The sequence below is a fragment of the Candidatus Anoxymicrobium japonicum genome, assembly GCA_002843005.1.
GTDB classification, from domain to species: domain Bacteria; phylum Actinomycetota; class Geothermincolia; order Fen-727; family Anoxymicrobiaceae; genus Anoxymicrobium; species Anoxymicrobium japonicum.
Map to the genome: position 1 here is coordinate 1 of PHEX01000055.1, position 11,074 is coordinate 11,074.

10 protein-coding genes and 3 tRNA genes are annotated in these 11,074 nt (G+C 54.8%); 1 reads left to right on the plus strand and 12 read right to left on the minus strand.

The genetic code is table 11. The features are described from left to right. Positions 1 to 241 precede the first annotated feature (241 nt). The 3 genes from CVT63_06195 to CVT63_06205 form a co-directional block, all read right to left on the minus strand. Entirely contained in the window at positions 242 to 520 is a 279-nt protein-coding gene (locus tag CVT63_06195) for a DNA-binding protein (protein PKQ27779.1), read from the minus strand. Positions 521 to 620: 100 nt separating this feature from the next. Continuing rightward, positions 621 to 1,946 carry a ribosome biogenesis GTPase Der gene (der, locus tag CVT63_06200; GenBank protein ID PKQ27780.1) on the minus strand — a complete coding sequence of 442 codons (1,326 nt, stop codon included), beginning with the start codon at positions 1,944 to 1,946 and terminating at the stop codon, positions 621 to 623. A 17-nt stretch (positions 1,947 to 1,963) separates the two neighbouring features. Further along, positions 1,964 to 3,271, minus strand: coding sequence for a DUF512 domain-containing protein (locus CVT63_06205; GenBank protein ID PKQ27771.1), 1,308 nt, complete (start codon positions 3,269 to 3,271; stop codon positions 1,964 to 1,966). 90 nt (positions 3,272 to 3,361) lie between these two features. On the opposite strand from CVT63_06205, the gene fusA reads away from it, so the two are divergent. Next, positions 3,362 to 5,485, plus strand: coding sequence for an elongation factor G (gene fusA, locus CVT63_06210; GenBank protein ID PKQ27772.1), 2,124 nt, complete (start codon positions 3,362 to 3,364; stop codon positions 5,483 to 5,485). 64 nt (positions 5,486 to 5,549) lie between these two features. Here the strand turns inward: fusA and CVT63_06215 are convergent, their stop codons facing one another. From CVT63_06215 to CVT63_06255, 9 genes are all read right to left on the minus strand, one after another. After that, on the minus strand, positions 5,550 to 6,032 hold the full coding sequence (locus CVT63_06215) for an HIT family hydrolase (protein ID PKQ27773.1): 483 nt from the start codon (positions 6,030 to 6,032) through the stop codon (positions 5,550 to 5,552). Between the two features lie 3 nt (positions 6,033 to 6,035). Next, the gene (locus CVT63_06220) at positions 6,036 to 7,799 is read right to left on the minus strand and encodes a threonine--tRNA ligase (GenBank protein PKQ27774.1); all 1,764 of its coding nucleotides are present in this window, start codon (positions 7,797 to 7,799) and stop codon (positions 6,036 to 6,038) included. Between the two features lie 16 nt (positions 7,800 to 7,815). Then, positions 7,816 to 7,890, minus strand: a tRNA-Val gene (locus CVT63_06225). 94 nt (positions 7,891 to 7,984) lie between these two features. Then, a tRNA-Cys gene (locus CVT63_06230) sits at positions 7,985 to 8,058 on the minus strand. 21 nt (positions 8,059 to 8,079) lie between these two features. Then, positions 8,080 to 8,155 (minus strand) — tRNA-Gly (locus CVT63_06235). A gap of 103 nt (positions 8,156 to 8,258) precedes the next feature. After that, positions 8,259 to 8,597 carry a hypothetical protein gene (locus CVT63_06240; protein ID PKQ27775.1) on the minus strand — a complete coding sequence of 113 codons (339 nt, stop codon included), beginning with the start codon at positions 8,595 to 8,597 and terminating at the stop codon, positions 8,259 to 8,261. Positions 8,598 to 8,702: 105 nt separating this feature from the next. Further along, a complete protein-coding gene (locus CVT63_06245; protein ID PKQ27776.1) occupies positions 8,703 to 9,059 on the minus strand; it encodes a phosphoribosyl-AMP cyclohydrolase in 357 nt (118 codons plus the stop codon). Positions 9,060 to 9,077: 18 nt separating this feature from the next. Next, positions 9,078 to 10,250: a hypothetical protein gene (locus tag CVT63_06250; GenBank protein PKQ27777.1), complete on the minus strand. Its 1,173-nt coding sequence runs from the start codon at positions 10,248 to 10,250 to the stop codon at positions 9,078 to 9,080. Between the two features lie 158 nt (positions 10,251 to 10,408). Next, positions 10,409 to 11,074 (minus strand): imidazole glycerol phosphate synthase subunit HisF (locus tag CVT63_06255; GenBank protein ID PKQ27778.1); only part of this gene is annotated, 666 nt, incomplete at its 5' end.

The following is an 11,074-nucleotide window of genomic DNA, read 5'->3' on the forward strand; positions in this document are numbered from 1 at the left end:
GCGCGGCATGCGCCACCGGCGCGAACACGCACATGCACGCCACCATCGCCAAAGCCATCATCACGCTGACAGAACCAATCGCTCTCTTCATGTCATCAACCTTCACTGGAATAAAATTGCATAACTATAATAATGAATCATATCACGAATCGATACGCTTTTTTTGCCTGCCTCTCAAAAACGCAACACAGGGGCCTGACCCCCTGTGTTGCGTTTTGTTCGATACTGTTGCCGGAAAGATTTACTTCTTCGCGATCGCGTCCTTTAGAGCTTTGCCTGCCTTGAACGCAGGAACCTTGCTCGCCGCGATCTTGAGCTTCTCTTTCGTCTGTGGATTGATTCCCGTACGCGCTTTCCTCTTGCGCACCTCAAACGTGCCAAACCCGATAAGCTGAACCTTCTGGCCTTTCTTTAGCGCCTTGGTGATCGCCGCAAGCGTAGCATCAAGAGCGTTCGCCGAGTCCTTCCTGGAGATATTCGCCTTTGCGGCAACCTCATCCACGAGCTCTTTCTTTGTCAAGAACTTCACCCCCTTCCACAAGCCTCTTGTAGTGAAAACTTCAATTCCCCGCGCTTTTTCTTCTCTGTACGGAAACTATAGCCCGCAACGACAAGAGAAATCAATGCTTCGCATGCGTGATCCTGTCTTTTCCGGCCGTACGAAAGCGCACGCGCAGCGGGCTTCCCCAGAAGCCGTACTCCTCCCGCAGCTGCCTGGAAATGAATTTGCGGTAATCGGGTTTCACCAGACTCGCGTCATTCACGAATATCACTACCGTTGGCGGCGCCTTCCCTGCCTGGGTAGCATAGTAGAGTTTCAACTGCCTGCCACCTTTCCTCGGTGGAGCGATCTTGTCTTTCACAAGCGACAGAAACTCATTGAGCGCGGGCGTCGAAACCCGGCGGTTCCACTCTTCATAAGCTGTGTCGATGAGCGGCAGTATCTTGTCGATGCCCCGCCCCGTCAAAGCCGATACTCTGAGTAGCGGAAGGTGGGGCGCATAGCGGAACTTGTATCCGATGGCATCCATCACGCCCCTGGCCTGGCGAGTGTCTTCCACGAGATCCCACTTGTTGAGCAGCACGATGGACGCGCGCCCGCGAGACTCAACTACGCTGGCTATTTTCTGGTCGTGTTCGGTAGGCCCTTCGGCGCTGTCTACTACAAGCAGCACCACGTCCGCGTCCTCGATTGCCTTATATGTCCGCAAGGAAGAGTAATACTCTATGTCGCTCATGCCTGTCCTGTTTTTACGGATGCCCGCCGTGTCCAGTATGCGATATTCTCTGTCTTTTCCCTCGACGATCGTATCAATTGTGTCCCGCGTAGTGTGCGGCGCATCGTGGACAAGAGTTCTCTGTTCTCGGGCCATCTTGTTCAGTATCGAGGACTTGCCCACGTTCGGGCGGCCAACGATAGTGACAGCGATCTGCGGCTTGGGCGGAGACGCTTTTCCGGACGCCATGTTCGCGACAACCCTGTCTAGAAGATCTCCTATTCCCAGGCCGTGCTGCGCCGAGATAGTTATGGGGTCGCCAAGTCCAAGAGAGTAGAAAACATACGCTTCATGTTCCTGGGCGGGGTTGTCCACTTTGTTTACCGCAAGCAGAACCTCGCATTTCAACTGCTTCAAACGCCGCGCCAGCCACTCGTCGTCGCACGTCACGCCCGTTCTCACGTCAACGACCATGATCACAACGTCCGCTTCTTGCGCGGCGAAGAACGCCTGCCGTTCAATGTCAGTTGAGAGGAAACCTTTCTCTATCCCCACTCCGCCAGTATCCGTGACGATAAACTCTTGGTCGAGCCACACAGCTGGCACGTACTTCCTATCACGCGTGACACCGGGTGTCGAGTCGACTATAGCGGTCATTCGCGCGGTTATTCTGTTGATAAGCGTGGATTTACCGACATTGGGTCTGCCGAGTATCGCAACCACAGGCAGGTCATTGATTCTCACGATCACGTCCCTTCCATTTCTATTGTTTTGAGAGCCTTAACCAGCGCTTCACCGTTGGCAGAAACAGACTCAACATTGACACCAGATTCACGGCTGACATCTGCGAGAGTTGTTCCATCTATAAACCTGAAGTCGTCATCGAGCGCTACGTCCGGCACGAGCGCCAGGCTTACGCCAGGCGCGCAGGACAGATTGCGCGCGACATCCTTTCCAGAAAGAAGGCCGCAAACGTTCACGCGAGAACCGAACAACGTATTTTCACATACGAGAAGACTGACCCCGGTCTCCTCAATGCCGATAAGCGCCAGCGCCCAGTAACCGATGGGAGTGGTGATCAATGTTACGCCGGCGCAAGCGCCGCGGCACAGCGGCATTTGCCGCGCGGCTTTCTTATATGATTCCATAAACTGGCGGACGATGCCTATGCCGTTCTCGCATTGCGGATACTCACCGTAACAGTCGGCTTCCGGCGGCGGCGTTCCCGCCATGAAATAAAACTCGTCCGCGGCGCCGATCCGCGCGGCGCCGAAATCAGGGCGCCACCTGTCAACCTGCTCGAGAACATCAGCGGATGACGCGGCGTCATATCCGTACGCGTCGGGGATTGCCTTTCTCCCGCCTGTGCTGATACCGACAGGCACGATTCCCACTGAGCTGACACCTGAATAACGGTCGAGCAGATCGTGAAGAGTCACATCCAGGCGCTTGCCATCGTTTACGCCTCTCACAAGCACTATCTGAATGTGAACTTTAATGGAAGCGTTCAACAACTCTTTCAGGATTTTCAAAGCGCGCGGAGCGTCACTGTTTCCAAATAACTTTTTTCGGACAGCCGGTTCGGTCGAATGCAAGCTGACATACAGCGGTGAAAGTCGGTCCATGACTACGCGTTTCACGTCGGCGCGCTTCATGTTGGTGAGTGTGATGAAGTTGCCGCCAAGAAAACTCAAGCGGTAGTCGTCATCTTTCACGTACACGGAATCGCGCAACCCATCAGGCAACTGATCGACAAAGCAGAAAATGCAATTATTGCCACACGTCTTTACCTGGTCGAATATCGAGTCGGAAAACTCGAGCCCCGGCGGGTGCCCGAGCAGGTTCAACGCTGTCGCGAACCGGCGGCCGGCGCGCTCTACCTCAAGTCGATGCGTTCCATCGTCCGCAAGCGCCATCCGCAAATCAATGATGTCCCGCAGTCGCGTCCCTTTTATCTTCCAGATGTTGTCACCGCATCTGATGCCGGCCAGATCCGCGGGAGAGCCCGGCTCGACACAGGTCACCCGCGCGGGGCCGCACTTTGATTTTCTCAAAACATGTCTCCGAACACAGTACTGTGCAAAAAGGGGTCTGACCCCTTTTTGCACACTCAATTTTGCGCCAGACGTTGCGCTATAGATATAATGTCATACCGTCGCCTTCAAATAAACGTATTACAGGGAGGGCTTATTGTGAGCGCATCTGAACCGATCAAGAACGTCGGGCTTTTTGGCCACGGCGGCGCCGGAAAAACCACTTTTGCTGAAGCGTTGCTGTATGCATCCGGCGCTATAACGCGCATGGGCAATGTCGAGCAGGGCAACACGACTACGGATTTCGACGAAGAAGAAATAAAGAGAAATATATCGATCAATTGCGCGTTGGCGTCTGTTGACTGGAAAGGCACCCACGTGATTTTTGTGGATACGCCTGGATACGCCGACTTCGTGGGCGACGCCATATCGGTTGCCAGTGTCATCGACGCTGCTTGCTTCGTGGTGTCCGGTGTGGATGGGGTCGAGGTTCAAACCGAAATAATGTGGGACACAGTTGCTTCGCTGTCGATCCCGCGGGTGATATTCGTGAGCAAGCTGGATCGCGAGCGGTCGAGCTTCGACCGCGTGATAGATGACGCCCGCGATACGTTCGGGGACAACATAGTGGCTCTGATGCTTCCTATAGGAGAGGAGCACGACTTCAGTGGCGTGGTGAATCTACTAAATGGAAAAGCGTTCTCACCGGCGGGCCAGGGCGCATCGGATGAGATTCCCGTTCCTGCGATGATGGCCGACGCTGTCGCCGAGGGGCGAGACGCGTTGACTGAGGCCGTAGCGGAAACTGATGACACGCTGCTCGAAAAGTACCTGGAGGAAGGAGAGCTCTCCTTCGAGGAGATCACGACAGGCCTGAAGAATGCGGTGCGAAGTGGAAAGATCGTCCCCGTCCTGTGCGGCGCGGCGCCCACCGGCATCGGCATCGCTGAGTTTCTCGATTTTGTGAATAACGTCCTCCCGCTTCCAGAGGAGAATTCTGACATCGTGGGAACGCTTCCCGGCAAGGAGGAAGAGGCAACTCGCCGGCGTTCCGAGGATGAGGCGATGTGCTCGCTGGTGTTCAAGACGCTTGCCGATCCTTACGTCGGCAAACTTACGTACTTCCGCGTTTTTTCCGGCGTCTTCAAAGCGGACAGTGTCGTGCTCAACTCGACACACGGAAAGACCGAGAGAGTTGGACAGATATATCGCGTCACGGGCAAGGAGCAATCCTCGGTTCCTCAACTGGTCGCCGGAGAGATTGGCGCCCTCGCGAAACTTTCTTTGACGTTCACGGGCGACACTTTGTGCGACAAAGATAAGCCAATAGTGCTTCCGCGCATCGAGTACCCCGCCACGGTCATGTCATTGACTGTGGCGCCCAAGACCAAAGGTGACGAGGATAAGCTTTCGACCGCGCTTGGCAGGCTGCGCGAAGAGGATCCGATGCTTACGGTACACCGCGATACCGAGGTAAACCAGACGATTATCTCGGGAGCGGGCGAGACGCACATAGACGTCGCGGTTGAGAAGATGCGACGGAAGTTCGGCGTGGATGTATTGACCGATCTTCCCCTCATCCCGTACAAAGAAACCATTCGAAAGGGCATCGAATCCGAGGGGAAGCATAAGAAACAGACCGGCGGCCACGGGCAGTTCGGCCACGTGTTTCTGCGAATCGAGCCCCGCAAGAGAGGCGAAGGCTTCGAGTTCGAAGACAAGATAGTTGGCGGCGCGATCCCAAGGCAGTACATTCCGGGAACCGAAAAAGGAGTTATCGAAGCTATGCGGGAAGGGCCTCTCGCGGGTTACCCGCTTGTAGACGTGAAAGTTACGCTTTACGACGGTTCGTTTCACGCCGTGGACTCGTCCGAGATGGCGTTCAAGCTGGCGGCGTCGAAGTCCATCAGGGACGGTGTCGCCAGGTGCGATCCTGTGTTGCTCGAGCCTATCATGGACGTCGAGGTGACCGTCCGGGATCAGTTCATGGGTGAAGTCATAGGCGACCTGAACTCCAAGCGTGGGCGCATCTCAGGGATGCAACCAAAAGGGAAAATGCAGGTAGTGAGCGCCCAGGTTCCGCTTGGAGAAATGCGCCGATACTCGATAGACCTGCGCTCAATCACCGGTGGGCGCGGTGTCTTCAAGATGGATTTCTCTCATTACGAGGAAGTGCCGGATCATTCGGCCCAGAAAATTATCGAGCAAGCGAAAAAAGAACGCGAGAACTCTTAAGGTCAGACACCGTCTACCGCTTTAGCGGTAGACGGAAAGGTAGACGGTGCCTGACCCCTATGCGTTATACGGGGAGTTCTTCGGCTAGCTTTTTCCAAACCTCGTCGAGGCTGAGCGGCAGCACCCGGGTGTTCCCTGTTACAGACATGAAGTTCGCGTCCCCGGACCACCGTGGAACGACGTGCATGTGAACGTGCTCGGTGATGCCGGCGCCCGCGACGCGCGTGATGTTTATCCCAATGTTGAAACCCTCGTTCTCGAACGCGTTCCTGATGGCCTTCATGCATTTCTGCGCCACCGTCATCATTTCCGAGAGAGTGTCCACGTCGAGATCCTCAATTGTTCGCGCGTGCTCGTACGGTACGATCATCAGGTGTCCGGTTGAATACGGATACATGTTGAGTATCGCGAAGCACTTTTCCGCGCGGTAGACGATAAGGTTGTCTCTGTCACTGTCGTCCGCGGCCGTGTCGCAAAAGACACATCCTTTTCGATCGTCAACAGTGCTCACGTACTCGTACCTCCACGGGGTGAACATTATCTCCATCGTTCAAGCCTCACGCGGCGCCCTGGCTGAAATCTCGCGGATGAGTTCCGAAGTGAACTTTTCGAGATCAACGCCTCGCTCGTCACGTCCGGTGTAAGACCGTACGCTCACGTTCCCTTCCTCGATCTCGTGATCCCCTACGATGACCATGTGGGGAATTTTCATGCGCGAGGCTTTGCGAATCTTGGCGCCCGTGGTCTCGCTCTCATCGTTTACCTTGACACGTACGCCTCGCGCCTCCAGTTCGCGGCAGACATCGCGCGCGTAATCGACGTGGCGGTCAGCGATAGGAATTATCTCTACCTGGACCGGCGCGAGCCACGTTGGGAAAGCTCCCGCATACTGTTCTATGAGGATGCCGAGATAGCGCTCCAGGCTGCCCAGTACCGTTCTGTGAATCATGATAGGAACATGCGCGCTGTTGTCGGCGCCCGCGTAAGTCATATCAAAGCGCCCGGGGAGGTTGAAGTCGAACTGAACTGTCGGGCCCTGCCAGTAACGCCCTATCGCGTCCCGCAGCTTGACGTCGATCTTGGGACCGTAGAAAACACCTTCACCTTCATCAACAGTGTACTCAAGACCATGATCCTCAAGAGCTTTTTTGAGCGCGTGGGTGGCCGTCGCCCAATCCTCATCGGAACCAACGGAGTGCTCGGGACGCGTGGACAGCGCGATCTTGAACGTTGTAAATCCAAACATCCTCTGTGTTTCAAAGGCAAAACGAAGAGTATCGTTTATTTCGTCCGCGGCCTGTTCCATGGAACAGAAAATGTGGGCGTCATCCTGTGTAAAACCACGGACGCGCAACAGTCCGTGAAGCACGCCCGAACGCTCATGGCGGTAGACCGTCCCAAGTTCGAAGAAACGAATTGGCAACTCGTGATGCCCGCGGGTGCGAGACTTGTAAATATATATGTGCGCCGGGCAGTTCATGGGCTTGATGCCGTAGCCTTGCCCATCTATGTCAAAAAAGTACATCGGATAATTCATGTCGAGATGTCCACTGGTCTTCCAGACGTCGCGACGCATGATGTGAGGGGAAATGATGAGCTGGTAACCGCGCCGCGCGTGCTCCGCCTTCAGAAAATCCTCTATGACAGTGCGGACAATTGCCCCGTTCGGGTGGTAAACGACGAGTCCCGGCCCGATCTCTTCGTGGATCGAGAACAGTTCCAATTCCTGGCCGAGACGGCGATGGTCGCGCTTTTCAGCCTCTTCCAGGCGCTTCAAGTGCTCATCCAGATCTTCGTCGCGGTCATAGGCCGTACCGTAGACGCGCTGCAACATCTCACGTTTTTCGTCTCCACGCCAGTAGGCGCCCGCTATTGAAAGAAGTTTGAACGCTTTGAGACAGCCTGTTGACGCGAGATGCGGTCCGCGGCACAGATCCACGAACTCTCCCTGCTCGTAGATAGTGAGATTTTCATCCTCGATCTCTCTTGCAAGCTCGACCTTGTAAAGTTCGCCGCGTTCCTCAAAAAGGCGAATGGCCTCCTCGCGTGTCAGCTCCCGTTTCGAGATTACGAGATCCTCCTCCACTATGCGAGACATCTCTTTCTCTATTTTTACGAGATCCTCGGGCTTGAGCGTTTGTTCGAGGCCGAAGTCGTAATAGAAGCCGTCCTGGATCGCCGGGCCGATCGCGAGCTTCGTGTCCTTGAAAAGCCTCTTGACGGCCTGCGCCATCACGTGAGAAGTGGTATGGCGAAGGGTGGTAACTTCAATTATTTCTTCAGACATGCCGATCCCATCACGTGTTTTACTCATGGGCTGCGAAAAATAATGGTGGGCGCGAGTAGGATCGAACTACCGACCTCTTCCGCGTCAGGGAAGCGCTCTCCCACTGAGCTACGCGCCCACATCAAATCTGACTGGGTCATATTAACTTATGAAAGATGAATGTTCAAACAGCGCTGTAACGGTTCTTGTCGAGCGCCAGCGTGATTCATCGCTGGAGGCGGCGGTCGGAATTGAACCGACGATGGAGGTTTTGCAGACCTCTGCCTTACCACTTGGCTACGCCGCCCTACAAACTAGAGAAATCGGATGGAGCGGGAGACCGGACTCGAACCGGCGACCTCGACCTTGGCAAGGTCGCGCTCTACCAACTGAGCTACTCCCGCTCGAAGTTGATTCTAGTTTAAGAGGGGTCAGGCACCGTCTACCTCTCCGTCTACCTCTCCGTCTACCGCTGCGCGGTAGACGGTGCCTGACCCCAAAGTTAAATCAAAGTCTTCTGGCTTCTTTCTGAAGCACGATGCCTACGATAGCCAGACGATTCGTTCGATCGCGTGTCGCGCTGAGGAACTCTTCCATTTTATCACGAAACTCCGCGCGAGCTATGTACCTGTATGTAAACTCTTCTGTCTCGACAGCGGTGTCTATCTCGACGGCCAGTACGCCTTTCTCCACCAGGGATTTCAAAATTGGCGTCACGACGTCGACTTGCCTTCCCACCTCGAGTGCGATACCAGAAGGCTTCTCCAGCGCCTCCTGATTTTCGTGAAAATAGGCCAGAACGTCCCATGCGACGAAATGGTCGATGTACTCATCGACAAATTCCAAAATTCCTGAATCAATATCATATTGTGGCAAATGTTTTTCCTACCGCTGTTAGAATATTTCCCCATCTGAATTATATCGAATCTGTCCTTGCGAGCACCTGTTGCGTTACTGCTCCCCACATGCGCGCAACTCACGGTAGAAACAACTGTGCTCTCCCGTGTGGCAAGCCGCTCCGACCTGATCAACTCGCACGAGCAGCGCGTCAGCATCACAGTCGTAATAAATTTTTTTGACCTTCTGCACGTGGCCGCTCGTCTCCCCTTTGGGCCAGAGCTCTTGCCTGCTTCGGGAGTAGAACCAGGTGCGACCGGTCTCGAGGGTTCGGGCGAGTGACTCCTTGTTCATGTAAGCCAGCATGAGCACCTCGCCGGTACTGTCCTCCTGGACGATTACGGGCGTCAACCCTCTCTCGTCGTATGACATATCGTCCGGGCCTTGTACCGTTGTTTCACTATCGCTCATGCAACATTCTCCTGCTTGCTATTGTTGCCTGACCTCCACCCATTGGCCATTCTGTATTTTGACCATCACAAGCGCCTTGAGATCCAGGCCGGCGTGGTCGGTCGGCGAGTAGGTGAATACTCCATCGACGCCAGCGTAATTTTTCAGCTTCTCGATCTCATCGCGGATTTTCGCCCTGTCGCCGCCGGCGACCTTCATAGCGTTGACCACAATGTTGGAGGCGTCCCAGCCGTGAGCGGCAAAAGGATCGATTTCCTTCCCATAAACATTTTTGTACAGCCCGCTGAATTTACCCACAGCGTTTTTCCATTTGCCTGAAGGTATCGTCGATGGCAGCAAAAGACGGCTCACGGGGAAGATTACGCCTTCTGACGCGGCGCCCGCGAGTTCGATGAAATTTTTGTTGGCGATGCCCGAAGAACCCACAAATGGAAGATCAATGCCGAGCTGTCGCATGTTTTTCGCGATCGACGCCGGACCCGGATTGGTTCCCCACACGAGGATTGCTTGTGCGTCCGTTCGGGTTATCTTTGTGAGTTGCGCGATCATATCCGTGTCAGCCGATCCGTAGCTCTCGTTAGCCGCAATTGAAATGCCGTACTGAGGCGCTTGTGCCTTGACCTGGTCGGCGCCGCCGGTGCCGTAAGCGTTCGAGTCGTGCAGTATAGCGATCTTTTTAACTTTTAACTCATTCTGAAAGTAGAGCAACGCCTTCTTTATGACAAGCGCGTCACCAGGCGCGACGCTAAAGATATAATTCCTCACGGGTTGTGTAATCTTCGTTCCGGCAGCCATTGCCACAACAGGAACCATCGCATTTGTGGAGACGGAAGCGATGGCAAGTGTTGATCCGGTAGAGCTGCCTCCGATTATTGCGCTAACCTTTTCCTGAGCGATCAACCTGGACACGGCGGCGCCCGCCTTCGCGGGATCGCTCTCGTCATCCTCAATGACGAACTCGACAGAAGTTCCGTTTATGCCATGGTCGCGCTCGAGTTGCTTCTTCAAGAGATTGATTGATCGTTGCTCCGGTTCGCCAAGAGGCGCGGCCAGCCCGGAAAGCGAAACAATTACGCCAATTTTGAGTTTGCGCTTCTTTGTGCTCCAGGAGCATCCGCCAAACGTCAAGCAGGCTGTCATAGAAACAAGCACTGCCAGTACAATCAACAACGCCGACGCCCTTCTGTCCATTTCACTATCTCCTATTTGCTCGGCATGTTCGTCTTTTGCGCCTGCTGATCCAATAATACCATTTAACTTCCGGGGGTCAGGTCTTTTTTTAAAGTCGCTGATCGTTTATTGCGCTAAACGCAACACTGGGGGCCTGACCCCCAGTGTTGCGTTTTATCCTAAGTCAGCCTGACTTCAATTCCTCTCGACGCAAGGCACTTCTTGGCGTCCGAGATGGTGTGCTCTCCGTAATGAAAGATGCTTGCCGCGAGAACCGCGTCACATCCTGTCTGTTCTATGACTTCGGCCAGGTGCTCAATGTTTCCAGCGCCTCCGCTGGCAATGACAGGTATTGACACGGCTTCGCAGACGGCACGGGTCATGGGGATGTCATAACCTAGCCTGGTTCCATCCCTGTCCATGCTGGTGAGCATTATTTCCCCGGCGCCAAGCTCTTCGACTTTCTTTGCCCAGTGAACGACCTCTATGCCCGTTGGCGCGCGCCCGCCGCGCGTGTGGACTTCCCATGTTCCATCGCGGCTTCGGCGTCCGTCGATCGCCACGACCACACACTGACTCCCGAATTTCTCCGCGGCACTGGTAACAAGCGATGGGTTGTTGACAGCCGCGGTGTTGACAGACACTTTGTCGGCGCCGGCTTTCAGGATATTTCTAATGTCCTCGAGGGAGCTGATTCCGCCACCTATCGTGTAGGGAATGAAAACCTCATCCCCCGCCCGCGCCGCGAGTTCGACCTTTGTGTCGCGCTGTTTGTGCGAAGCGGTAATGTCAAGGAATATCAGCTCATCGGCGCCCTGGCGATCGTAGAACGCCGCGAGTTCCAC